Genomic DNA, 25,739 nt, shown 5'->3' on the forward strand with positions numbered 1-25,739 from the left:
ATCATTCTATCTGAATGTCAATATCCTTGCGTTCGTAGATATTTGTTTAAGTGCGTGAAGCAAATGTAAAAAGTAAATGTTTATGCGAACAGAGACCCTAGGGTCTTATTTACAATTAGGAAAATAAAACCTTATTAGATTTAATGAAAATAATGCACTTTTGTTTGCCTTATGAAGCCAAATATTATTGTAACCATCCTGTTGCTCCTTAGCATAGCAACCATCCGCTTCGGAAGGGAGGCGCTGGTAGCCAATAATCTGGCGTCAATAAAGACTTGCGTGGCCAACCACTCACCTATTGGCATTACAAAAGAAAATCCAGCCTATACCCATCCAGCATATTACTATAACCATCCGGACCTCTTTGTTCCCCTCAACCAGATAAAGAGGGATGTCGATCAAGAAAAGGGCATTTTCTGGTTAAAAAAACAGATATACCCTTCAGACAGCTTATCATCAGGCAGTTATGTACTATCCTTCGATTATTTAACCTATGTCAATCTTACCGTGATCGATGCCAAAGGGAAAATAGCGTATAGCAGAAAATCGGGTCTATTCCGTAAACGTTACGAACTCGCACCGCGGGATGGACGTGAACATTTTGTGTTAAACTTGGAAGCTGGAACGCCGTATACCCTATTGCTCCGGGTTAAACACAATAAAGGCTACACACCCGTATATAATTTCCATTTGCAGACGGAACTGAATTATATAAAAAAGAAGCAGCGTAGCCGTATTGTCCACGCCTTTATGGAAGGAGCCATTATCGTACTGCTGCTCTATATGGCATTGGCCTGGATGGTATCGCGCTATCGTCCCTATATCTGGATCTTTCTATTCTTGCTATCCATTGGCCTATATAGCGTAGCACTTCAAAACTTCTTTGTCGATTACTTCTTCTATAACAGACCCCAACTGGGCTGGAGCACCGTATCGTTTTTTAGCCGGTTTGCTGCCATCAGCTTCTACTTGCTGACCATCGATTTTCTCCAATTGAGAAAACTGCACACCCGTTATTATAAAGCCGCCTGTTATATTATTGCGGCCATTGGCCTCACAGCACTATTTACATTTGTCAATAACTTTTATTTTGTCAATTATAAACAGAGCAACTGGATCAATATTACGCTGGGTATTATCCACATGCTTTATTTTTCGAACCTCTTTATTTCCTTATGGAAAAAGATCGATTTGATGCAGCGCTTCCTGGCCTATGGGAGTGTATTTTTTGTCACGGGCATTACTGCAATGGTGTACTGTGCGCTTACGCTACAGGAACAGGCCATACAGTATGTATCTATGCTGACGCAGTTTTTTGCGCTGTGTGTTACCATGCTGCTATTGATCGGAATACGCTTAAAACTGCGTAAAAATGAAATTGACTACCATCAATCGACCGAATCAATCGTGCTGGAAAGAACAACCGAACTGAAGAAAGCAAACAATGCGCTTTATGAACAGCAAATCCAATTACTGCAAAAAAATCGCTATATCGAAACCCTGATTGACGAAGTCAATCATCGGGTCAAAAACAATCTTCAGCTTTTATACAGCCTTGGTAGTCTGTATAAAACGGGAGAAAACCATGGGTTACAATATCACCAGGCCATTCAGTCGATGCAGGACCGCATTCACGCCATGATGCTGGTCAACCAGCTCCTGGTCTATAACCAGAATAGCCAGTTAAAGTTAAAAGCATTGGTGATTGAAACAGTCAATTATCTCCGCCAGATGCATGATCCGGAAAAAACAGTCCGCGTCAACGTCGATATTGAACAGGACAGGTTTATCTCCACAAACACGTCAATTCCGTTAGCATTGATTATCACAGAGCTATTGACCAATAGTTATAAATATGCCTTTCCAAAAGGAAGTATAAGCGCTCCAGTTATTAATCTGCGTATCATTAAGAAAAAATTCGTGACGACCATGTACGTTGAAGATAACGGCGTGGGAGCATCCGAAGCCGTTTTATCCACTTCTTTTGGAATCGGCCTGGTCAAAGATCTCACCAGGCAGATCAAGGGATCCGTGACAATCCAGCAAAAGCCAGGATTTCAGTATATATTTGAATTTAACAACATGATATGAGCCTTAAAGTATTAATTGTAGAAGACGAAATGATTATTGCCCGATTTATTGAATATCAGCTTCACACCCTTTATACAGGTTTGGAATTGCATATTGCACTCACTGTTGACGAGGTGGACCAGTACATGGCGCAAAATTCACCCGATCTGGTACTCTGTGATATTCAGCTCAATGATCGATTGGATGGCATTGAGTTAATGGAGAAATATACAGCCACGAAGCATTTCAGTCTAATCTTTATCACTTCTTATCAGTCGAAAAGCAGTATAGATCGCGCAGCAGCCCTAAATGCTGAAAATTACATCATTAAACCGCTGGGAGAAAACCGACTCTATGCAGGCACGCACATGGTGATCCAGCGGCTGCAGCAACAAAAGAATAAAAGTCAGGCCGTGGAAAAGCTGAAAACATTGACTCCGGCCGAGTTAAATATTCTTAAGCTGATTGCACTCCGCCATACCACCAAATATATTGCCGAATCACTATTCCTGAGTCCATATACCATCAAAAATACAAGACACCGCATCTGCCGAAAACTGGATCTCAATGAAGAAAACAATGCCCTCTTATCCTGGGCTATTGAACATCAGCATCTACTCAAATTCTGAGACAAAAAATAAGGGTTTGCAATGAAGCAAACCCTTTCCCATAAAATAAAAATTACGCAAATTATGTCGTCTGATCAAGCTGACTTTTAGATTGATAAAGCTCCCCGATCTTTAACAAGGTACTGAACGTTTTGGGCTTTCTGTTGGCATAATTCAATACACCAGCAACACGTATCCGCTTACCCTCCAACGCGGTGACTTCACCTTTCCTTTTGAGCAATTTAAATCGGACAGAAACAGCCGAGTCACCTATTTTCTTCTGCTCAAAAGGCACCACCACAATCTGTTCCAGATTGACAACCAAAGCGGGATGGCTAGGCTTTACCTCCTTGATCACTAAATTTTTAAGTTCGCTGTCTTTGGGTTCCGTACGAAAAACAAATACACCACTTTTTGTCCGATAGTCGCCGCTATATTGCCCCGGTCTATCCTGAAACAGGTAATTGACCTCCATCGAAACAGCCTCGTTAAAGAGCTTCTGCTTTTGTTTTGACTTTAAGATTAGATAAATGGAACTCAAAAGAAATACCGTAAGTGCTATAAAAGTTACCATAATAAAATAGTTAATGAATAGGAATAGGTGAACCCAAAAATAAGGTAATCGCCTATAGCACACGAAAATGGAAAGGGGACAAAAAGGGGACAATTACAAATTAGGCTTTAACAGAGCAAAAAAGGCCTATCCGAGGGACAGGCCTTTTAGTGATTTAAGCTGTTATACTAGCTCAACTAATTGACAAAAAACGTGAGTATAATTCGAAAATTGAAAATAATGGCGCCCATTAATCAATCAACTTCGACTGATGACGCTCTAATGTGTTATAAATCTTTTTAACATCTTGGGATTTTTCCTTCTGCAACACCAAAATCGCATCTTTGGTATGTACCAAAATGCTATCGCGCAATCCCACAAATGCAGTATAGATATCCGTACCGATAACCATGTTGCCGTTCTCATCTACAGAGTGACCTGTCTGCTTCAAGTAATCATACATCGATTCAAAAGAGCCCAAATCTGACCATTGGAAGCTTGTAGCAACCACGCGAATTTTCTTCGAGCGCTCCATCACTGCATAGTCAATGGAAATGGATGGAATATCTTTCGAAAGCTGAAGATCGAGTTCGCCATTCTGGCGATGCTTCCAAGCGTTATAGGCTGTTGCATACACTTTAGGCTCAAAATTTTGAAGTTCAGCTAAGAAGGTATCTGCCCGAAAACAGAACATTCCCGAATTCCAAAGAAAATTGCCACGCTCTATAAAATCCTCCGCCGTATCCTGGTTTGGCTTCTCACGAAAAGACAATACTTTGTCCTCCTTATATTCGATATAGCCATACCCCGTTTCAGGGCGAGTTGGTTGAATACCAAAGGTAACAATATACCCCTTATTGGCTTTTTCAACGCCCTCTTTTATGGCCGCAGCATACGCTTCATCCCCAACAATGACATGATCGGACGGTGTAACGACCAAAATATCATCTGGCTGCGCAGCAAAGGCAGCAAAGGCAATTGCAGCAGCGGTATTACGCGGAGTCGCTTCAACAATATCGATGTAATCAATCTTATTGTTTTCCATCACTTCTCTACTCAAGTTATGATTGTCGCGATTTCCAACCACAATCACCTGTCCACACAACGATTGATTGCGCTTTACAGTCATTTCGAACAACGATCCATTCTTAAAAAGCGAAAGATATTGCTTGGGGTAACTTTTCCGTGAAAGTGGCCATAGACGGCTCCCTACTCCACCTGTTAAAACAACGTGAATGATATTGCTCATAATCTTTATTTTTTCTCACTTTCTTTTTCAGCAACCACCCGGCGCAGACCTGCACTGGAAAAACGGTGTGTCCGCTTATTGTAATAGATCTCAATATTTTCCTCCACACAATAAGAACGCCCCGTAAAATCTTTATCCCGATATTCCTCACCGATAATACGGATATCAATCGGAAAAGCTTTGATGATATCAATCAAATCCTGCTCGGTCTCATAGGGGATAATTTCATCCACATAACGGCAGCCTTCCAATTGTACATAACGTTCTACAATGGTCTGTGTTGGTTTTGCTTTCTCGGGAAAAACTTCTGATGGATCCGTATTTAAACCAATAATCAGGTAATCACAATTTCTTTTTGCTTCTTCAAGCATCATAATATGGCCAGCGTGCAGTAAGTCAAACACGCCAAAGGTAATTCCAATTTTCATCTTACAATCAGTTCTTAAAAGGTTGATGCGCGTGCATTAGATAGTTTTGAGGGCAGGTTCATGGTCTGAGCTGGCATCTGCCACAATCCGTCGCAAGCCAGAGCTTGAGAAGCGGTGATCTCGGCTATTAAAATAAAGCTCAATCCCTTTTTCCTCACAGTATGCTCTTCCCGTAAAGTTCTTCTCGCGGTATTCATCACCGACAATCCGTACATCAATATTAAAGGAGCGTAAGATATCTTCGAGATCCTGTTCAGTAGCATAAGGGACAATTTGATCTACATATTTACATCCTTTAAGCTGTACATAACGCTCAACAACGGTCTGAACAGGCTTATTTTTTTCTGGACGGTCAAGTGTTGGATCTGTCTGCAATCCACAAATCAAATAGTCACATTGTCTTTTTGCATCTTCCAACATTTTGATATGCCCTGCATGCAGCAGATCGAATGCACTGAACGTAATACCGATACGCATCCCTTTTTCTGGAATATTCATCATAGTCACATTGATTTTAATGGAATAGAAAATTTATTGTATTCATCTATCAAAGATAAGATATATCTAATAACAAACGGAGGGATATTTGGTTCAATAATTATCGTTTATTTATAGTACCATTCCGATCTCATGATGCCGAATATACAAGTGCGCACAAGCGCGCGCATCAGAAAGTGCCTCATGGTGGTTGAGTTCAATACCAAGTACCTCGCAGCAGGCATTTAAACGAGCGGGCTTAAAACCTTTTCCTTGGTAAATTTTAAAGGTACATTCCCATTTTTCCTGCAAACCAAGGTGGTCGTAAGGTAAGTTGTAATAATTCATGGTTTTGCGAAGCACTCCGCGATCAAACAGCTCATTGTGAGCAACCATAACCCGATTATTGATCAGCGGATAAATCTGAGGAAATATATCTTTAAAGGTAGGCGATTGTGCTGTATCCCTAGGCCGAATGCCGTGAACGCGCGTGGTCTGCCACATATAGTGATTTTGAGGTGGCTGTATTAAAGAATAAAATTCATCCACAATAATTCCCTGCTCAACAACGACCAGCCCTACGGCACATGCTGAATTCTGATTCGCTGTAGCTGTTTCGAAATCTATTGCGGTAAAACTTAATCCAGATTGCATAGTCCCCTCTTCTAAAGTTGAGGTAAAATTACTACTTTTTTCATTCTACCCAAACTTCGTGCGCTAAATCAAACACCACGTTGCAGCAAGTTGCCTGCAACCTCTTTTTGCGGCATTTCAATAACTTTTGCTTCTGGTGTCAACTTAACCTGGGGCGCAAGAACTTTCTTCCTTCTTCTATGGGCTTTAAGCTGCTTTAACCGACGGTGTCGAATGGCATGGCGCTCCTCGCCTTTGATATAATAGGTATTGAAAATATGTTGCTTCCAGGTAAGATAAAAGGCACTTAAACCAGAAAGTATAGTAATAGAGAATGACCATTGGACGGAGGCACCAAACTGTACAATATAAATCACAGCAGCCCCAAGAGCCAATTGGACTAGGCCGTATCCAACAGAAACCTTTAAGCTACTATGTCCCACTTCATTGCTTAGCATGTGTAACAAAAACGTGCGGTGTGGCTCGAAAATATGGTAACCCTGATAAACGCGGCGCGCTACCGACCAACCTATTTCTATACCATAGACGGCTAGAAAAAGGATATAGGTAAAATCACCAGTTTTCATAATCAATTTGCCCAAGGCAAATAACAACATAAAAGATAATACTGCAGGGCCAACATCGCCAGCGAAGCACGCTGCCTTTTTGCGGAAATTGAAGAATCCAAAAACAACAACTCCCAATAACGTATAGATAAGGAAGTCCTGCTCGATAAAGTTGATCTTGGTATTTACGTATGTTAATAGCCCTCCCATCACCAAAGTGCAAAAAGCAGTCATACCGTTTATCCCATCCATAAAATTGTAGGCATTGATTACACCTATTGTAAAAACAAAAGCCAACACCAAATAATACCAAGGATAGTTAAAGACACCAAACTCATATACCATTAACAAAACAGATGTAAAATGCACTGCTAGACGCCAAGTGGGATGTACCCCTCGGATGTCGTCCACGAATGAAATATAGGTTAAGAGGCTAAGCCCTAAAAAAAAACAAGGATATTGAAAGCCGGAAGAAATAAAATATATAATCGATGCGGCATAAAAAATAATACCACCGCCGCGTATGGTAATCTTCGTGTGCGAAGAACGTTCGTTAGGTTTATCAATAATATTAAACTTATTAGCAATCCTCAGATACAATAGCTCTAGCAAAAAAAGGATTATCAGCGTAAAAATATAAGTCATAAAATATAATTAGTGAGTCACATAAAGATGTGCAAATATAATAATTTTAATCTTTATTCAACAAACGTAAATGGTATTATAAACGCTACACTTTTGTGTATTAATTACAAAAACTTTCAATAATACTGAATATACAATAGTTTATGATTCTAACATAACGGAAAAATAATTATCATATTTTCATTTAATTAATAGTCTTTTTAATAATATATTCTACCTGATTATCTACAAAATTCTGCCGTCCTAATAAATGTCTATTTTGTAGAATATTTATTTTCATCTCATCCAAGAGAGGCAAATTATTCATCATTGATAAAATAGCATTCGAAATTGCCTCTGATGAACTCTCTTCAAGAATCATACCATTAACACCATTTTTAACAAGATCATTACATCCCCTCGAATTATTCGTTATGACAGGAATTCCCATAGCCAAAGCTTCGATAATACAGACTGGCATACCTTCTTTCTCGCTAGGAAAAACAAATAGATCCGCTATACTCAAAAAATTTTCTACCGCACTTTCAAATCCAAGCCTTATTATGTTTTTACAGCTATTCATCTTGTCCATCTCCTTTTCAGACAATCCTGTACTATGCGCAGGATCAACTCCACCAATCAATAAAAGCTTGACATGATGATAGCCACCGACTTCTACGAGCTGTAGTATAGATTTTACAAGCTTTCCGAAACCTTTAAAAAAAACAAATCTTCCTGTAAATGCTATTACAAAATCGTTATCAGAAATATTTAATAATTTACGCAGTTGGCATTTAAACTCATTTGAAAATTTATTTGGGTCAAACCTTTCCAAATCACATCCTAAACCCGCTGTCGGCAATAGATTAACATCACGTTTGGGAAATTCCAACTTCAACATATCACGATCAGAACGATTTAGCACCCATACATCATCAATACGCCTAACACTACGCGTTTCGATAAATTTGTACATCCATCTTTTAAACATACCTTCCATTGCAGGATATCCAAGACCATGAAACATCCCTGCTGTGTAAAACTTGAGTCTGCCCGTAAAGGTCGTTGTGAAAATACCCGTTGTAAAGTGAATAAATACGAATGATGGAGCTATATTGTTCAAAATTCGTTTAATCTTATTTGATATAAGAATATGTTTGAAGATGTTGAATCCCCTTGGAAAATCTACAAAAAAGAAATTGATTCCTTCTTGTTTGTAGTTATATTTATCATTAATATCAATAACCTTGTTCGAAGAACAAATAACATTTACTGAAACAGATTTTCTAACTATGGCAATGGCTAACTCCCCTAAAAAATTGTTAAATCCACCATAATCTGTTATGATAAACACAACTTTCATCACATCATTATCACTTCTAAAATTATATTCCATCATTATCTATCCAAATTTTTGTACAACCGTATTAATTCGTCGGCTGTGCTTTGCAAATCGTAATTTTTGGCTTTATTAATACACCTTTCTTTAATCTTATTATAATAACTCCCGTCTTCTAATGCTAAGATTTTTTCAGAAAAATCTGCTGCAGACCCTTTTCTAAACAATATTCCGCCACCATTTACAACATCAGAAAGTCCCGGCACATTAGAAGCAACAACTGGCAAACCCGCAGCCATTGCCTCTACAGCTGCTAATCCAAAACCCTCCCAATGGGAACTTAAAACACCAATATTACAAGTCTTTAAAAGTCTACTCACATCATCCCGAGCTCCAAGAAAAACAACCCTATCAATCAAATTCAATTCCCTCACTTCCGACTCTCTCTGGCTTCTCAAATAACCGTCCCCGATAAGCATCAATTTATATCTACCATCTAATTTGTGTAAACTCTTAAAAACCAAACTATGATCCTTTTCTCTTCTAAATGCAGCTACCATAACGAGAATAATATCATTTTCATTAAGTCCAAATTGAGCTCTATCATACGCTTCTGCCTCGGAAAACTTAGATAGCTCTATACCATTATAAACAACACATAACTTCTCTTTACTAACTCCAAGATGTATTAGCACATCCTTAACTTCGGGAGTAATACACACAACTTTTTCGTAATTTAAGTAGATAAGTCGGTCAATAATTCTAAAAAACCAAGATTTCAATCGTCGATTACTTGTGCTATGTTCGGTGAATATTAATTTAACCTTTGACCTACTTAATAATTTAGCGAGTGCTACATAGTACATTGACGGAAAAAGATGAACATGTACCAGGTCATAGTTTTTTAAAATTGGATATAGTTTGAAAACAATTGAAAGATCGTACAATCCCTTATTCGATAATGTAATAATCTTAATATTATATTTTTTAAGCGTATCCAATAAAAGGCTCTCACTACCATCCAACAATAAGACCTCCACTTCTATTTGCTTTTTCAATAGAGGCAACAACGCGACAAGTAAACTTTCGGCCCCGCCCACCACTAAACCGTTTATAATATGCAATACTTTCATACTAACTATTCTAACTTCCTTATAGTTTTGTAAAAATTGACCTTTAATTATTCAAATATTAAATCATAAATTTATACACGATTCAATCGAAATATGATTTCCACTTTTCTTAAATCCACAATAGTTAAGGAATTAAAAGATAATTATATCGCACGCTTGAAAAAAATCTTAAGCAACAGAAATGCTTTATGATCACCAATCCGGAAGTTATACCTAATAATAGTAAAAATCTTACGCATAAAATTCATATCAGGAAATCTTAAATAAGCTTTAAAAATAATATCTTGGTTTGGCGTCAATTTTTGTCTATATTTTATATAAAAAGATTTGTTCGCTTCATAATGATGACGGTCAATTATGGGTACATCCTTTTTTATAAAACTACGAATACGATCTAATGTCGTAATCGGTACATTTCCTGTAACGTTATTTGCATGTTGTCGGTATAACATTAATGAATGGTCACTATAGATAACTTTACCGAAAGAAACCGCTGCCATCGTAATAAAATGATCATGCATAAAAATATCATCAGGAAAATCAATAACTTCATCTAAAAGAGCTCGATTAAACATTAGTGAACACCCCTGTATGCCCCCATTAAGAAACAAACTATTTTCTAAAGAATCTCGTTCATAAAGTGTAATTTTATTTTTTGTAATGTTTATACCGTTGTAGGCATAAGCATTGCAGTATGCAGCTGCTGGTCCACTTTCATTCTTAATTAAATCAAATAGTACCTGAAGTTTGGATTCAAACCAAATATCGTCCTGATCGCAAAAAATAATATACTCTGAAGTTACATAGGATAACAAATGCAAAAAGTTTTTCGCCGCAGATTCACAGACAACACCATCTTCAATGATACTTATTCTAGAGTCAAGTGACTGATATTTTCTTAATATTGCTATGGTGTTGTCCGATGAACCATCATCATGGACCACGAGACGCCAGTCCTTAAAATTTTGGCTAATAATTGAGAGTAGTTGATTCTCTAAAAATTTTTCGCCATTATAAGTTGCAAGTAATATATCAATCATATTAACGTAAATTCATAAGGTCTAATCAATTCAACATCTATCATTCTTATACCATAAAATAGTAGAAATGATGCGATCAAAAAGTAATAAATAAGAAACAGGTATCTTTCTTTTACCCTTTCAGCCATCAGACTTATAGAGATGGAAATTAAGATACTCGAGAACTGAAATAGAATGAAAGAAAATCGCTGAAAAACCGAAATATTTATAAAAAGAAAATTTATAGCAATCGCCATAGAAACTAATTTAAAATAAAAATTTCCTGTTTGAATAAGCAAAGAGTCATTATTCAAATAATCCGCTTTATAATTTATTAAAAAGTAATAAAATAAGCATATACAATACCCTACTAAAGAAATCGAAGCACTTCCCAAACTCTCATCTTTTAAGTAAATGTTCATATGGTCGGTTCCATTACCGAAAATGGAAAAAAGTAATTGTAAAGTTAGTATTTTTCCAATGAAAATACAGGGTATCGGCACAATAACGTACCACATATGACGCTTAAAAAGGTAAGTTATGAGAATTGCAACGGGAAGAATCACAGCAGCATTATGAAAACTCACTGCGAGGATAAATGTTAAAATTGAATATACATATTTCCTATTGAAATAATAATACAAGCTCCACATACATATAGCAGCGCTCAAACCATACCGGATCTGAGTAAAATCCCTATATAGATAAAAAAAACTAATGTAAAATAACAAGCTTAAAAATATATAATCTGATTTTTTCCAGAAAAATATATAGTTAAATAAAGCCGTAGCCGCTGCCATAACAATGAAAAGCACTCTATAGTTTCCTCCTAAAACAGCCACTATCTTATTTAAAAAGACATATCCTTTCTCAACATACCCATATCCGCCCGCAAGAATCTGACTGACAGACGATTCAGAATATGAACCAAACATTTCTTGGTAGAGTGCACTATCATTGTCTACGTTAACAGCTCGAAATCCAACTATCAAAGTAATACATGTACAAAAGGAAAAATAAATCAAAAACTTAGTCGTTTTTGATTCCGCGAAATCAAAAATACAAAGTAGATAACTTATTGCAAAAATAATGTAATATACCGCCATATTTGCAATTGACTAATTAAATTTTAGCTTACTTAAAAGAGAGTACCAATAGAACTGCGGCCTATGCAAAAGTACGTTATGTTTCAATTCACGAACATCATTTTTTTTCAATTTGATAATCATATGTTTCCAAGATGACATGGGTAAAAACCAAGCTACATCTTTATCTTTTAATACTCGTTGAGTTTCTTCTAATCTTGTTGATAGAATTGGGAGACCCGCTGCTAAATAAAATGAAACTTTTGTAGGGTAGCATATATTGTAATAAAACCTACTTTCGTCATATGGAATTACGCCAACATCACAAAGTGAAGAAATTTGTAATGCCTCCATATCACTAAAAGCACCTAAATATCGGACATGTTCCATGCCTAAAGATTGCACAGTATCATTTATCCACTCCCCACCTGGCCCCAACAAAAACAACTCATTTGGGGACTTTTCAAAAGCACGGATCAAATCTTCAATTTGGCGTCCCTTGTTTAAAGTTCCAACATAGACATACTTCAATTTAGTTGAGTTCCTGCCCAGCAATGCTGTATACACGGATGGATCGAAGTCCATCACTTGATTCGCTCCATTTAGTACAACTTGACCTTGATGTGGCTTTAAATGGTATTTTTCTATTGCATAGTTTCGCATACCATAGGAAGCAAAATCGAATCCAACATTTTCAAGCTTGAAAAGCTTTTCTTGTAACGAGCGATAGTAGGAAAAGTTAGGCAATTCCAAGTCGCGACTTTGTTCGAATGGTAAGTCGTTAACTTCAATATGCAAAGTGTGTCTTTTCGATAATTGACCTATAAATTTAAATATAATACCCACCATACCCAACCGAAACAAGATAGTAGGGAACAGTACAAAAATTGCGGCAATATGCATATAAATCTGATCATTGCGTCTAAAGGCAAAATAAAAGACAAACTTTATTGTGCAAACAATCCTATAAAGAAAATTATCCGAAGCAATATTCATTATTCTTACATTGGGAAGAAGTCTAAAATGTTTATAGAAAGCGTCATTACGAACAGCTCCACCCTCCGAAACAACGCCTCTAAAATGTTTAATGTAAAATTTCATTATATCTTTCGCTCTTTAATAACATATTTAAATAGAATGCTCACGACTTTTAAAAACTGCTCGTTTCACCCTTTTGGCAGCCCAAAATAGTTTTGGAAATGCTGCCAAAATCATGCTGGAGCATTTCAGTTGGGGCGAAATATTTGGCTGCTTTAGTATGCTCGTTAAATTTTTCCTTAAAAGACGCTCGGTTTCACTATTGTTGTAACTTATTGCCAATAGTATAATATTCAACAATCTTGCTTGGATATTTTTTTGAATGAGGTGGTTATATCCATGCTGTCTAAAAAATGCTTCACGGTTATTAAAAATATTTAGTGTGTCATGGATCCGCTTTGGCGAAATTTCATTCGTAATACTTGAATGCCGCTGTCGGTAATAATAAAGGGGCAATTGACAATATGCTACTTTCTTTACCTTAGCATACAATTCATGAATAATATATTCGTCTTCGTGTAATACTCCCGAAGTATATCGTAAATCCTCCCAAACTCTACTACTATACAATTTATTACAAGCAATTACATTTTTAGGAACCCAATGTTTGTTGTACAAGTTATTTAACATATACTCGCCTGAATAGGTTTCAAAATCGACCTTATTATCACGCAGCGTTGTTGGCAAAATGCTTGAAAATTTAGTATAATCGCACATCGAAATCTCTGCTTCTGAAGCTATTAAAATCCCTAATAAGGTATCAATAAACTGTTTGTGGATTACGTCGTCTGAATCGATAAATGAGATATATTCTCCTTCTGCGATATCTAATCCAATATTTCGAGTATCTGAAAGCCCACCATTTTCCTTATGCACAACCTTAATACGGAAATCCGTCTTGGCGTATTCATCACAAATGTCGCCAGAATTATCGTAAGAGCCGTCATTTATCAAAAGAATTTCTAAATTTTCATAAGTTTGACAAACCAAAGAATCGATGCACGCTGGTAAAAATTCAGCAACATTATAAACAGGAATGATGATGGAAACTAAGGGCTTCATGTCAAAAAGTTTAATTAAATGAATAGAAATTATGGATTATTTCAAAATTTCTTTAAATCTATTGTATATATAAAATGGGTTGAGAAGGTCGATATATAAAAAGAGAAAAACGTTGAAACGATTTTTTACATTTAGTTTAAATTTATCAAAAAACAATTTTTTATAATATATCCAATTCTCATACGCCCTTTGACTGAAACTCATAAAAGGAAGCCGCTCTTTTTTATCAAAACTTCTCTGCTTTTTATAAAAGCGAGAGAAAATAAATTTAACATCTTCATTATATGCAGAATTATTTCTTATTCTATAACGTACGGTAACCGAGTCCATAAGATGAATTTTGATTCCATTTTTTAATACATTCAACACAAAAGGATAGTCTTCCATATAGGGATAAGAAACATCGTAAGAAATTAGTTCATATACTGACCGATTCACAAAGAATGTTGGTGAATTCCCAAAGAAACCCTTCAAAACCTCATTATACTGTTCTTTAGCACTATATTTACCGCTAAAAATACGAGAATTATAAACATTCACATTTTCCTCGCTTAAATAATCCCAATCAAGAAAAGAAATCATATTTGAAACAAGAAATAGTATTCCTTGATTCCTATTTGATTGAATAAAGTCCAAATTTAATTCAATACAATCCTTTAAAAGGATATCATCACCAGCAATTAGTTTTATCCATTCGCCTTCACAAGCAACTATACCCTTATTACAATTCGCCGGAATGCCATAATTTTCATGGGAAGGGAGTAATTTTACAGCGCTAAACCTCTCTCCATATTTGCTAATCCATTTTTCGCAGCAATAAAGCGTTTCGTCTGTTGAGCAATCGTCAGCAATTATTAATTCTATATTTTGGTACGTTTGACAATGGATACTGTCTAAAGTTTCACAAATATATCTGGATGAGTTATAGGTAATAACAACTATGGAAACTAAAGTTTTATCCATTTCGCTTAGATATTTTAGATTTTATTAATCCGATAATATTGATTCTCTTATCAAGTTCACCAATGGCATAATAAAATAATGATGGTAATAATATTAAGAGTAAACCCAGCTTTAACGGAAAATAATCAATATAGTTTACTGAAAAAACAGAGATAATGAAAAACAAAAAAATAAATAAAATACTTAAGACTTCTCTACGAATCTTAAAGCTATACCTTTTTCTTACGACAAAAAACAGAAAAATGGCATATATACAGTAATTTAAGATAAAAGAAAAGCCCAATCCCATTAATCCATAATAATTGTAAAACAGAATGTTTAATGACAACTGTAAAGTATTTGCAAAAACTCCCTCCAACCAGAAAAATAATTTCTTATCCCCCTTTGCGAAGGAAATATAACCCAAAGGGTACGAAACAGCTTTGACAAAAACACCCAAAGCCATTAAATTTAATAATGGAACCACTACTAGAAACTCTTTTGTTAACAGTAGGTGAACTACTAGAGAAGAGAATACTATAAACAAAACTACGATAGGAGCAATCAATAAAAGGGCTATTTCTAGCTGCTCATTTACCAAACGATTAACATCTATAATTGAATCTGATTTGGCCGCCAACTTAGGAAAATAATCGATTGCCATCGAGGTAAATACGATACCTGTGTATTGATTGGTTAAAGAGTTGGCAGACTGAAAGTATCCAACATCAACAAATCCTCCTTGCCTACTGATATATGCATTTAACAGATATGTCGCAATGGTACCCAGTAAGGTGGATATCATTAAAACAATACCTAAAGCCATCATGTCTCTTGAACTGCTTTTAAAAGAATTCCATTCAAATTTAACTTCTGAACTAAAAGAACTTTTAAAACTTAAAAGCCTGTTAGCTAAATAATTGCATACTGCCATAACTATCATAGCGGGAACAATCCCACCCATGCCCCAAAAATAATAAAATGGCACACCGAGTATCACTCCTATTAGAGATCCAATGATTGAAGATAGTGCGACTTTTTTGAGTTCACGTTTTCCTTGTAAAATTGATAATTCACCGCCCGATAAGGTGGTAAAAAAAATAAAAAGACCAAGAAAGCGAAATGAGGAAGTATAGTCATAGTTTCCGAAAGTATACAAACTTAGCTGTGGGGAAAATAAAAGAGACAAGCTCGATCCTAATGCACCCAATAGCACCAAAAGAAATCTATAGTTTAATACTAGCCGCCTCAACAAGGATTGGTCTTCCTTTGCTTGTGCAATACTTTTAACAGCACTTAAATTCACACCAAATGAACTAAACTGCTGTAACATTGCAACTGTACTGTTCAACAATGATGAGATTCCCATCCCAGCCGGACCTAAGAAAACTGCGACCAACTTGGCTCTCAGGAGACCAATGACTATGGTAAAAAGTTGTGATCCGCCAAAGATGACAGACCCCTTAAGCATAGATCTATAGCTACTTTTCATTATCTATATTCCCGCAAGTTTTTTATATAAACCTTCCACTCTCTTAACATAATTAGTATGATTTATGATATCATAAAAAATACTAAATCTTCTCCACAACTTTACGTAAGACCCAATTACCTTACAAAAAAATCGAATAATAAAGCATTTAAAATACTTAAAATACAGAGCTCAAATTATATGAATTCAACAAACTAATTATTTTACTTACTTCTGAATCCTCTAATATTGAACTAATTGGCAGGCTGAGAACTTCACCGTGAATAAGCTCGCTTAAAGGAAAATCATAATTATTCCAATCCTTATAAGCATTCTGCTTATGTGGAGGTATTGGATAGTGTATCAATGTTTGGACCTCATTTTCAAGCAAAAATTTCTGAAGCAGATCTCGTGATTGGCAACGAATTACAAAAAGATGCCATACATGTTCTTTACAATCTTCCGGAACATTAGGAAGTATTATTCTGTCATTGCTTATTTCTTTGACATATCGTTTAGCGATCGCTCTTCTTACATTATTATCTCCATCCAAATACTTTAACTTTACATCAAGTACAGCAGCCTGAATTTCATCCAATCTGGAATTTAACCCCTTATAAATATTGACATATTTTTGATTAGAACCATAATTAGCGAGAGTTCTAATCGTATTTGCTAAGAGATTATCTCTGCAGGTTACCGCACCGCCGTCCCCTAATGCTCCCAGATTTTTCCCAGGATAAAAACTAAAACCTGCTGCATCCCCAAGATTCCCCGTTTTCCTGCCTTTCCATTCCGCCCCAATAGCTTGGGCATTGTCCTCAACAATCTTCAATTGGAATTTATCAGCTAAATCGATCAAATCTTCTGAAAATACAGCTCGCCCATATAAATGCACAATAAGTATAGCTTTTGTTTTAGGCGTAATTAGCTTTTCAATATGATCAATATCAATATTATATGTCTCTATATTTGGTTCACACAATACCGGGATCAAATCGTTATCTGAAATAGCTAAGATCGAGGCGATATAAGTATTTGAAGGAACAATTACCTCATCGCCGGGCTTCATTATACCCAATTCTATATATGCTCTAAAAATTAATCGCAGGGCATCTAAACCATTCGCCACTCCTACAGCGTGCGGGGCACCAATGTAATTAGATAAATTCTCTTCGAAAGTCTTTACTTCTTCTCCTAATAAATACCATCCGTTACGGAAAACTCGCAATATTGCTTCTTCAATTTCAGCTTTATATTGCATGTTTACAGTTTGCAAATCAAGAAACTTAATCATTACCTAATTCTTTAATTTTATGTAAAACACCTTGTTTATCTTTGAAATCCATATTTAAAAGTATTCCATCTTTTGTTATGTAACCTTTGTGTCTAGCAGGATTACCAAAATAGAAATGATATGGAGCAATTGATCTCGTGACCACACTTCCTGCACCAACAAAAGCATATTCGCCTATAGTATTTCCAGCTATAATTGTCGAATTCGCTCCGATAGAAGCACCCTTACAAATTTTTGTATCCTGAAAAACTGTATCATACTGTTTTGAGCGTGGGACAAGATCATTGGTGAAAGTAACATTGGGTCCGATAAACACATTGTCCTCAATAGAAACGCCATCCCAAATTTGAACACCTGATTTTATGGTTACATTATCCCCAATTTTGACCTTATTTTCTATAAACACATTGAAATTAATATTACAATTTTTTCCGATTCTTGCACCGGCAAGTATAATAGTGTATTGCCAAACCATTGTGCCCTCACCGATATGATTAGTCTGAACTTCAGCTGATGGATGAATCATTATTTACATATTTTAAGTAATCTTCATAATTTCTCATATAATCACTCTCAGAATACTGATGAGAAGCTAAAACCAAGCAGATACTACCCCCAGAAAAATCCTTAATTTCCCTCCATATTCCAGGCTTAATATGTAATGCTTTTTGAGGACTATTTAAGAAAACTTCTCGGATATTATTCCCGTCATTTAATATAAATGTGAATGAGCCACACGCTGCTATGATATATTGCTCGAGTTCATAATGTGCATGCCCCCCCCGCTCCGATCCATAAGGAACATCATATAGGTAGTATATTCTTTTGATATCAAAAGGAATATTTTGGTTATTCTCTAACACCGAAATATTTCCATTTTCGCGATGTACAACTGGTAAATCTACTATCGAACAATCGAAAACACTATGCATAATTTTATTTTAATTTTATTTTCAAAAATTCTTCAAAATCTCTGATATAATCAGTGTCATCAAATTGCCGATCAGACACAATTAATGCCAACGAATTCGTAGAAAAATTATCGATCTTCCTCCACATCATACGCGGTATATATAATCCGTAATAAGATCTATTCATAGCATACCTACACTCTTTATTTCCATCATGAATACATATATCAAAACTTCCGGATAGTGCTACAATAAACTCCTGCTGTTCTTTAAAAGCATGGCTTCCTCGTGTTTCTCCACCTGGAACATCATATATCCAATATGTTCTTTTTATTTCAAAAGGAATTTGATCGCAATTTTCAAAAAAAGAGAGATTTCCCCTTTTATCTAGTACTTGGGGTAAATCAATTATTCTAATTGAATTCATATTTTCTATCTTAAAACCTGTAAAAGAAACTTTCTGAAAGATAACAATGCTAATGTGATGAAGGAAAAAAGTATAAAGCCTATTACAAAGCCCTTAACTTTTCCAATTTTTAAAACCGGCAAAGGATATATAGGTTCATCAATTTTTTCAATCAATGGAGATTCTTTCATTAGATTCATCTTTGACAGTTCAAGATTTTGAACCAATTGTCCTAAAATCGCCTTATTCGTTTCAGCGGAGAACTGCGAACGCTGAATTGGGATCGTTCGTTGTGCCTGTCGTGTTGGATTCAAATTAGGGGTTACATCAATAGCAATTGCTCCTGAACTTATACTTCCATTCAACACCGCTCTGACGGAATCTGTCTTATGTTGTAGGATAGCAATATTATCCAAAGACTTTTTTGTTTTGGTTTTGATATAAAATTCATTGACCGCATTGACAAGAACTTCATTAAACGACTTGGAAAAATCCTCATTTTTTGATTTCACCTCAACTTTTATGATGGTTGATTTCTTGTCCGCTTTGTCCACCGTTAAATTATTATTAGAAATATTTTGGGTAAAGATGCGTAACAAGCTATCACGCTGCCTCAATAGAGAACGGTTAAAAACAGCTGGAGCAATTTTAAAATCAATTTTTGCTATACTATTATTCTTTCCCTCTACAGACTCTAATTTATTAAACCGAATATATTGATCTATTAATAATTCTGTTGTATCCAATGGATTTGGACTGAGCAGAGCTTTTTCCAACATTGCACGAGACTTATATAACGCAAATAGGTTATCACCTTGGAATAAATTATTGCTTCCCCCCGATATGTCGACGCCTGCTAATGCAGCTAAACCAGCGATTTGACCAATATTGCCCCCCTGATCTCCATTTTCTAAAACAAAAGTTGTAGTAGCCGTATAAATTGGATCTTTCGAATAAGAATAAAGAAAACCTAACGCTCCGCCCATAGCACCCGCAATCACTATTACGTACCATTTAGAAACAAGATAGCGAAATATCGCTCTAAGTTTTAAAAGTATTTCCTTTAAACTAATCTTCTCAGGATTATTTATCTCGTTCATACTATTTGAATAAACTAATAATAATAGCCAAAGTGGAAGCGATACCTGTACCAATACCAATCCACGCTTGTGAGCTTAACCTTTCTCTTGGCGCACGCTTAGGCACCACAATTTCAGCGCCTGGTTTAACTTCTGGATATCCTCCGGCTTTCCCTTTTACGGCGCCATTCGCATATTGTACAAAAACACGTTTCTTTAACGCATTATCAGTAAACCCTCCAGCTTGGTTCACATAGTACTTTAAATTCTTGCCTTTCACATAGACCACATTGTTTGGATTCAACACCTCACCCACAACCTTAACTGTCTCCAATTCCTTTGGAACATTGATTATATCGCCATCCAAAACCAAAAGGTCACCTTTCTCGTAAGGCTTTTCTAAGATTTTATTCAATTCAATACCCACAAGGTCACTCGGCTCGATATCAGATTCTGAAGTGCCTTGTTGTGATACTTTTGCCAAAGCCGCACTTTTTGCTTTCGTACCATCATAGTTTCGTTCAGTATCTTGATCTAAGCTTGTATCTTTCTGATTGCCTTCTTCATCCAGCCTGTCTTTCTCAAGCTCCCTTTTCAATCGCTCTTGTTCCTTTTTCTCTGCTGCCTGTAATTTAGACATACCTGTGCGTTTTAATGATGCACCCTCTGTATAGGCATAGGGAGTTAAACCACCAGCACGTTGTATAATATCGGAAATGCGTTCGTCTTCCCGTGAGATGGTATAGAAACCAGGATAAAGCACCTCGCCCTCAATTTTCACCTGACGCTGCGTACGGAAACCGGCATCACCTAAAATAGAAATCACATCATAAGGCTGTAATGTCATATTAGGATCGGTCAATACACCCTCTTTAATATCCACCAAAATGGTCTTCGATGAGCGGTGATCGGTTACGTCCAAATTTTTGATGCGTCGGGCGATTTCTACCCTGGCATTCTTAGCACCCTCCGTCAATCCGCCTGCTTTCTGAATAAGATCGCCCAGTGTCGCATTGCTGGCAAATGGGAAATCACCGGGAAAACGCACTTCTCCCTGCACAGTAAATTTATATTCGTCCCTTAAATCGAAGATGGACGAAATCTCAATCTTATCTTCTCTTTTTAATGGAATATCTGCTGCAGTTCCGGCAAGGACATCGCGTACATTAAAATTGATTAATTCGGAGGTATTATCTGCCTTAAGACGATTAATAATACCGCGTTCCAAGAAAGCATCTTCACGCACGCCATCGGCCATCTCCAGCACTTGTCTTAACGTCATGCCTGGCTCTAAACCAAATATACCGGGACGAAACACTGCTCCTAAAACACTGATACGATTGGCAAAACGATCCAAAATAGGTTCTACGATATATTGATCGCCACTTTTGGGGGTGTAGTTTGCAAACTGGTCGGCGTAGATATCTTGTACACTGCGCTCGCGGCCTGTGGTCTGCAAAACTTTAACCTTGGCGCTATAGGCATTTTCGGTAAAATCGCCGGCATAACGCAAGATATCGGAAAGGGATTCTCCGGGTACAGTCTCAAAAATGGCAGGACGTTTGACTTCGCCCTCAAATTGCACTCTGGCACCGTAAACGGGAATATGAATAATATCTTGATCTTGTAAACGGATATTTCCTTGTTGAATGCCATTGGCTAAAAAATCGTATACATCAATCGTACTGATCACGCGGTTGCCGCGGATCACCTGGATCTTACGGTAAGTACCATTTTTATTGGGACCGCCTGCGGCGTAAAGTGCATTAAACACAGTCGCCAACGATGGTAAACTGTAGGTGCCCGGTTTGGTGGCAGCCCCCGTTAAAGTAACACGGATAGTACGGATGTTACCAATATTAACGCTCACCTGCGTTCTTCCTGAGCGTATTGCTGGATAGGTACCGCTCAAACGTTGTTCTATTTTACTTTTGGCTGCAGCAATGGATAAACCAGCCACATTGATCTGGCCGACATATTCAACTTTAATCGTTCCATCTGGGCTTACAGGAAGTTGATAAGAGGCTTCGTTATCGCCTGTGATATCTAATAGGATTTCATCGTCTGGACCAATAATATAGGAGCTAGGTGTAGCCATACGCAGATTGGGCTCGAAGGTAATGGCGTTATTCTTAAAGAGGTCTGAGCCAAAAATCTTGAGCTTACCCTCTTCATTATCCGTCGAATCCCTTCTATTCGTCTGCTTATTTTGCAAAGAATCTGCATTGGAGTAACCATCCACCTGGCGGCCATTGCTGCGCGTATTGCGCGACTGGTTGGAAGATCCTTGTGACGGATTTGGCTGCTGCTTTTTACGTTTGATATTCGCCAGACGTTCTTTTAATTTTTGGACTTCGACAGCTGAAACGCCTTGTGCACGTGCAAAGCCATCTAACTGGCTTTCGTCATACCCCATTAAAGCGGCCTGTTTAATGTACTGTTCAATCTGTGCGTCACTTAGATTGTCTACTTTTATATTCGCAGGATTGGTCTGTGCGTGTACTGTACTCACAAATCCTGCTATGCATAACCATAATATTATTCTTTTCATCGACACTGCGGTATTTGCCGCAAAATTAGTAAAACTATTTAATTAAATGATTGAAATATTTCCTGAATCGGCTTTTCTAGGGCAATTCATTTGTTATTCAACGTGACTTCGAAAAAGTCTATTGTAACAATACGTAAAATCTGTTCCGATTGCTACACAATAGTGTAGCGGGGAATCATTTGATTATTTTTTTTATTTGGCGAAATAGCTAATCCATTAATAAGGCCTATATTTGCGCATGCGCCAAATTATTTACACAAAAGCTATCCTATTTACGTTAGGATGTAGCCTATTGTCTTCTTGCCTAAAAAAAGATCTTTACCCGGGCAGTAAAAACGGAGATGGAAAAGAGGTATCACCGCCAGATAATGGCGGAAATACAACCCGGTATACCTATCCTTTTGCTGAGGAAAAGACCGGACAAGAAGCGGAGATCATGATCGAACTTCAACCTGGACAAGGGATAACAGAAACGCCAATTGTAAACATTCCGCCACTAAAATATAACAAGAGCTTATTATTTATGCTCACACAGGACGACTGTAAGCAATCGGCATTCAGCATGACCTGGGCAGCCATTAATGGTAAACCGATTGATCGATCGGACATTAAACGGAAATATTATTTTGACATTGAGCACCTGGAGGCTGATGATATTCCACCCAACAGTTACCTGCTCGGCAAAACACTGGGCAGTACGGATGGTTTTGGCAATGAGGTCAGGTTCCATTTTACCACCACGCTGGCCCCGGAATGGGAGTTTATGAACGACCCAACTGTCGTAAAGAAAGGCTTTACGGAAAACTTCTTTCGCTTCTACATGAAATCTGGTCTTCGATGGAACAATGTGATCGAAATGCTTAACGATGGCAATGCGATTGCGTTCCACGACCTCAATACCGCCGCTGTCAACAATGTCGACTCGCTGATCAAGCATTTTGACCTGGCACAACAAATCACAAAAAAAAGATTGAATGGGCGAAACATCAAGTTTTTGGCCGAGCCCAATGGAAATAAATCATACCTGCAGGCTGCGCTTGGTTTTCCGACGATCCAAACCATGACTGCACAGACCGGTGCCGATAAGCTCATCCCGTATCAGGTCAACTCACCCTTGCAGCATAAGACCTTGGCCCGGGTATTTGTCAATCGCGCCGCCGAGGTAGAAAAACTGGTCAACGATGCTGCAGCAAAAGATGTCGCTCTCCGCGAGGCAGTCCACATTGGTGTGCACGAAACGGATCATGACTGGGCCCAGCTCCTGCTCTGGCTCAACGATACCTATGGAAAAGACGGCAAGGACATCTTGTGGTTTCCTTCGCAAGAGGAATATTACGAATACAATTACAACCGACAAAACAGCCGAATCAGCAGCCGTATCGATGGGAATAAATTGATCGTGAAAGTCAAATTTCCCAATCAATCTGACTTCTACTACCCGGCACTCACCCTTAATATCAATGGATTGAATACGAACAGCATAAAATCAATCTCGTCGAATGAAACCATAACAGGCCTTACCTATGGCAATTTTGACAAGGGCATCAGCGTTAATATAGACTGCCGCAGATTTATACAGCAACATGCGACACACTATGTCGATCGCTATCTCGCCAAAAAATCTGCCGCAAACCTGTTAGATGCAAAGTATCATGTCAATGCGCTAAAAGATTCGGAAGGGAAGAAAAACCTGCTTCGCGCGCTCGGAGCTGAGTAAAGAGAGGTGCCAGCTGCGGCGCACTGAAAATTTATGATTATATTGTATTAAACGGATATAGCATTGGGATTAAAATACATGGATAGGATTAATTTTAAACGTTTATCGACTACACTCTTCCTAGCGATTGGCGCACTCGCCCTATTATTCTGGTCCTGTGCGGGTACCATCAAGGAAAAGAAGGAAGCAGGCGCCCAAAATGTAACATCGATCAGTGCGGCAGATAGCGCCTTGTTTCATTTTTGGGATCAATTTGACATGCAGGATACGGCGCTGGTCAAGAATCCGGAAAAAGGGGAACAGCAACTGGCCGATTTTCTGGGGCTTTTGACAAAGACACCTGACTCGGCCACGCGGGATAAGGCGGTGGCGATGATGCTTGACAAAGCCAAAGTCAACCGTACGAGTTTTGACTATTTCATCAAACAATACGAACACTACCTATATGATGGCAATTCGCCCATGCGAAACGATAGGGCCTATGAATCGGTATTGCGCTACTTGATCAGCACAGATAGGCTCACTGATCTGGAAAAAGAGGCTTACCGCCCAATCTATACACTCGTACGCCAAAATAACGTTGGGCATACAGCAACTGACTTCAGCTTTGAACTGCCCAACGGCCAAAAGCAAAAGTTGTCGGAGACGGATGCAAAATTTATGCTGTTAATGTTCTACGATCCGGACTGTTCGCATTGTAAAGAAACAATCCACCAGCTTCGGGACAATCCGCAGCTCGTCCAGCTGTTTACACAGCTGCAGATACAGGTGTTGGCCATAGACCCGTGGGGTGACCACAACAAATGGAAACAGTACCAATCGGAGTTGTCGTATCAATGGATCAATGGATTGGATACTGATCGCCAGATTTTGTCGGCCAACCTATATGACCTCAAAGCATCGCCAACGATCTATCTTTTGGATGAAAACAAAAAAGTCCTATTGAAAGATACGTATTTGGAACCCGTAATTCAGTATTTTGTCAATGCCAAATAGTAATGGAAGACCAGACCGGAAAAAGTAAATCAAAAATTGTCTCCAACGCAGATTATTTCGCTGAAGTGCAGCGGATGCTGCAGGAAGGCAAAGAAGTACGCATCCGCATTAAGGGGCAAAGTATGCGTCCATTTATAGATGACGGAGATACGGTCATGCTACGGGCCTACCGGGGGCAACCGCTCCCACTGGGCAGTAATATACTCGCCAAAGACAAAGGAAAATTTGTCTTTCACCGCTTGGTAGCAAAGAGAAAGGGCGAATATCTATTGGCCGGCGATGGAAATCTTGCCCTCCACGAATACATAGCGGAATCCGACATCATCGCAGTTGCCTATATGCATTATCCAAAAGATAGTGAGGCGGCAATAGCAATACACCGGCCCTGGCCAAGACTGCGGGGCTTGGCCTGGTATCACACCCGCTTGCTACGCCGAATTGTTGCCAAACTGAAAAGGATGATATAAAAAGCATTAACTTTAGCT

25 protein-coding genes are annotated in these 25,739 nt (G+C 37.7%); 5 read left to right on the top strand and 20 right to left on the bottom strand.

Features of this window, described 5'->3' with window-relative positions; genetic code table 11:
* The first annotated feature begins 171 nt into the window (after window positions 1-171).
* Window positions 172-2,091 (top strand): 7TM diverse intracellular signaling domain-containing protein, encoded by a 1,920-nt coding sequence (locus J2X77_RS03250; RefSeq protein ID WP_310079011.1) that lies wholly within the window; start codon window positions 172-174, stop codon window positions 2,089-2,091.
* Entirely contained in the window at window positions 2,088-2,699 is a 612-nt protein-coding gene (locus J2X77_RS03255) for a DNA-binding response regulator (protein WP_310079012.1), read from the top strand. The genes J2X77_RS03250 and J2X77_RS03255 overlap by 4 nt, the downstream gene beginning before the upstream one ends.
* Before the next feature lie 61 nt (window positions 2,700-2,760).
* Here the strand turns inward: J2X77_RS03255 and J2X77_RS03260 are convergent, their stop codons facing one another.
* The 20 genes from J2X77_RS03260 to J2X77_RS03355 all read right to left on the bottom strand — a co-directional run bounded on the left by J2X77_RS03260 (window position 2,761) and on the right by J2X77_RS03355 (window position 22,541).
* Window positions 2,761-3,252: a hypothetical protein gene (locus tag J2X77_RS03260; protein ID WP_310079015.1), complete on the bottom strand. Its 492-nt coding sequence runs from the start codon at window positions 3,250-3,252 to the stop codon at window positions 2,761-2,763.
* Window positions 3,253-3,481: 229 nt separating this feature from the next.
* Window positions 3,482-4,480: a mannose-1-phosphate guanylyltransferase gene (locus J2X77_RS03265; protein ID WP_293879944.1), complete on the bottom strand. Its 999-nt coding sequence runs from the start codon at window positions 4,478-4,480 to the stop codon at window positions 3,482-3,484.
* Between the two features lie 5 nt (window positions 4,481-4,485).
* Window positions 4,486-4,908 carry an adenylyltransferase/cytidyltransferase family protein gene (locus J2X77_RS03270; RefSeq protein WP_310079017.1) on the bottom strand — a complete coding sequence of 141 codons (423 nt, stop codon included), beginning with the start codon at window positions 4,906-4,908 and terminating at the stop codon, window positions 4,486-4,488.
* A gap of 36 nt (window positions 4,909-4,944) precedes the next feature.
* Window positions 4,945-5,409 carry an adenylyltransferase/cytidyltransferase family protein gene (locus J2X77_RS03275; RefSeq protein WP_293937431.1) on the bottom strand — a complete coding sequence of 155 codons (465 nt, stop codon included), beginning with the start codon at window positions 5,407-5,409 and terminating at the stop codon, window positions 4,945-4,947.
* 108 nt (window positions 5,410-5,517) lie between these two features.
* Window positions 5,518-6,039, bottom strand: a complete 522-nt coding sequence (locus J2X77_RS03280) for a 3'-5' exonuclease (RefSeq protein WP_310079020.1) — start codon at window positions 6,037-6,039, stop codon at window positions 5,518-5,520.
* 68 nt (window positions 6,040-6,107) lie between these two features.
* On the bottom strand, window positions 6,108-7,229 hold the full coding sequence (locus tag J2X77_RS03285) for a UDP-GlcNAc--UDP-phosphate GlcNAc-1-phosphate transferase (RefSeq protein WP_310079023.1): 1,122 nt from the start codon (window positions 7,227-7,229) through the stop codon (window positions 6,108-6,110).
* A gap of 184 nt (window positions 7,230-7,413) precedes the next feature.
* The gene (locus J2X77_RS03290; protein WP_310079025.1) at window positions 7,414-8,607 is read right to left on the bottom strand and encodes a glycosyltransferase; all 1,194 of its coding nucleotides are present in this window, start codon (window positions 8,605-8,607) and stop codon (window positions 7,414-7,416) included.
* A complete protein-coding gene (locus J2X77_RS03295; RefSeq protein WP_310079027.1) occupies window positions 8,607-9,680 on the bottom strand; it encodes a glycosyltransferase in 1,074 nt (357 codons plus the stop codon). Before J2X77_RS03295 ends, J2X77_RS03290 begins: the two co-directional genes overlap by 1 nt.
* A 143-nt stretch (window positions 9,681-9,823) precedes the next feature.
* Complete coding sequence (locus J2X77_RS03300; protein WP_310079029.1) at window positions 9,824-10,720, bottom strand: glycosyltransferase; 897 nt, start codon at window positions 10,718-10,720, stop codon at window positions 9,824-9,826.
* Window positions 10,717-11,805 (bottom strand): EpsG family protein, encoded by a 1,089-nt coding sequence (locus tag J2X77_RS03305; protein ID WP_310079031.1) that lies wholly within the window; start codon window positions 11,803-11,805, stop codon window positions 10,717-10,719. The genes J2X77_RS03300 and J2X77_RS03305 overlap by 4 nt, the downstream gene beginning before the upstream one ends.
* Window positions 11,806-11,817: 12 nt before the next feature.
* Window positions 11,818-12,885 (bottom strand): glycosyltransferase, encoded by a 1,068-nt coding sequence (locus J2X77_RS03310; protein WP_310079033.1) that lies wholly within the window; start codon window positions 12,883-12,885, stop codon window positions 11,818-11,820.
* A 27-nt stretch (window positions 12,886-12,912) separates the two neighbouring features.
* On the bottom strand, window positions 12,913-13,884 hold the full coding sequence (locus J2X77_RS03315; RefSeq protein WP_310079036.1) for a glycosyltransferase: 972 nt from the start codon (window positions 13,882-13,884) through the stop codon (window positions 12,913-12,915).
* Window positions 13,885-13,920: 36 nt separating this feature from the next.
* The gene (locus J2X77_RS03320) at window positions 13,921-14,847 is read right to left on the bottom strand and encodes a glycosyltransferase (RefSeq protein ID WP_310079038.1); all 927 of its coding nucleotides are present in this window, start codon (window positions 14,845-14,847) and stop codon (window positions 13,921-13,923) included.
* On the bottom strand, window positions 14,840-16,318 hold the full coding sequence (locus J2X77_RS03325) for an O-antigen translocase (RefSeq protein ID WP_310079039.1): 1,479 nt from the start codon (window positions 16,316-16,318) through the stop codon (window positions 14,840-14,842). Before J2X77_RS03325 ends, J2X77_RS03320 begins: the two co-directional genes overlap by 8 nt.
* A gap of 157 nt (window positions 16,319-16,475) precedes the next feature.
* Complete coding sequence (locus tag J2X77_RS03330; protein WP_310079041.1) at window positions 16,476-17,594, bottom strand: DegT/DnrJ/EryC1/StrS family aminotransferase; 1,119 nt, start codon at window positions 17,592-17,594, stop codon at window positions 16,476-16,478.
* Entirely contained in the window at window positions 17,587-18,120 is a 534-nt protein-coding gene (locus J2X77_RS03335; protein WP_310079043.1) for an acyltransferase, read from the bottom strand. The genes J2X77_RS03330 and J2X77_RS03335 overlap by 8 nt, the downstream gene beginning before the upstream one ends.
* On the bottom strand, window positions 18,101-18,526 hold the full coding sequence (locus J2X77_RS03340; RefSeq protein ID WP_310079045.1) for an FdtA/QdtA family cupin domain-containing protein: 426 nt from the start codon (window positions 18,524-18,526) through the stop codon (window positions 18,101-18,103). The genes J2X77_RS03335 and J2X77_RS03340 overlap by 20 nt, the downstream gene beginning before the upstream one ends.
* Window positions 18,527-18,530: 4 nt before the next feature.
* A complete protein-coding gene (locus J2X77_RS03345; RefSeq protein WP_310079047.1) occupies window positions 18,531-18,932 on the bottom strand; it encodes an FdtA/QdtA family cupin domain-containing protein in 402 nt (133 codons plus the stop codon).
* 5 nt (window positions 18,933-18,937) lie between these two features.
* Window positions 18,938-20,011, bottom strand: coding sequence for a Wzz/FepE/Etk N-terminal domain-containing protein (locus J2X77_RS03350; protein ID WP_310079048.1), 1,074 nt, complete (start codon window positions 20,009-20,011; stop codon window positions 18,938-18,940).
* A 1-nt stretch (window position 20,012) separates the two neighbouring features.
* On the bottom strand, window positions 20,013-22,541 hold the full coding sequence (locus tag J2X77_RS03355; RefSeq protein ID WP_310079050.1) for an SLBB domain-containing protein: 2,529 nt from the start codon (window positions 22,539-22,541) through the stop codon (window positions 20,013-20,015).
* 238 nt (window positions 22,542-22,779) lie between these two features.
* Between J2X77_RS03355 and J2X77_RS03360 the strand changes: the two genes are divergently transcribed.
* The 3 genes from J2X77_RS03360 (at window position 22,780) to J2X77_RS03370 (ending at window position 25,721) form a co-directional block, all read left to right on the top strand.
* The gene (locus J2X77_RS03360; RefSeq protein WP_310079052.1) at window positions 22,780-24,258 is read left to right on the top strand and encodes a hypothetical protein; all 1,479 of its coding nucleotides are present in this window, start codon (window positions 22,780-22,782) and stop codon (window positions 24,256-24,258) included.
* A 78-nt stretch (window positions 24,259-24,336) separates the two neighbouring features.
* A complete protein-coding gene (locus J2X77_RS03365; protein WP_310079054.1) occupies window positions 24,337-25,254 on the top strand; it encodes a DUF5106 domain-containing protein in 918 nt (305 codons plus the stop codon).
* A gap of 2 nt (window positions 25,255-25,256) precedes the next feature.
* The gene (locus J2X77_RS03370; protein ID WP_310079056.1) at window positions 25,257-25,721 is read left to right on the top strand and encodes a S24/S26 family peptidase; all 465 of its coding nucleotides are present in this window, start codon (window positions 25,257-25,259) and stop codon (window positions 25,719-25,721) included.
* Window positions 25,722-25,739 lie beyond the last annotated feature (18 nt).

Origin of the sequence: Sphingobacterium sp. 2149, from assembly GCF_031455655.1 — a bacterium.
GTDB lineage: Bacteria > Bacteroidota > Bacteroidia > Sphingobacteriales > Sphingobacteriaceae > Sphingobacterium.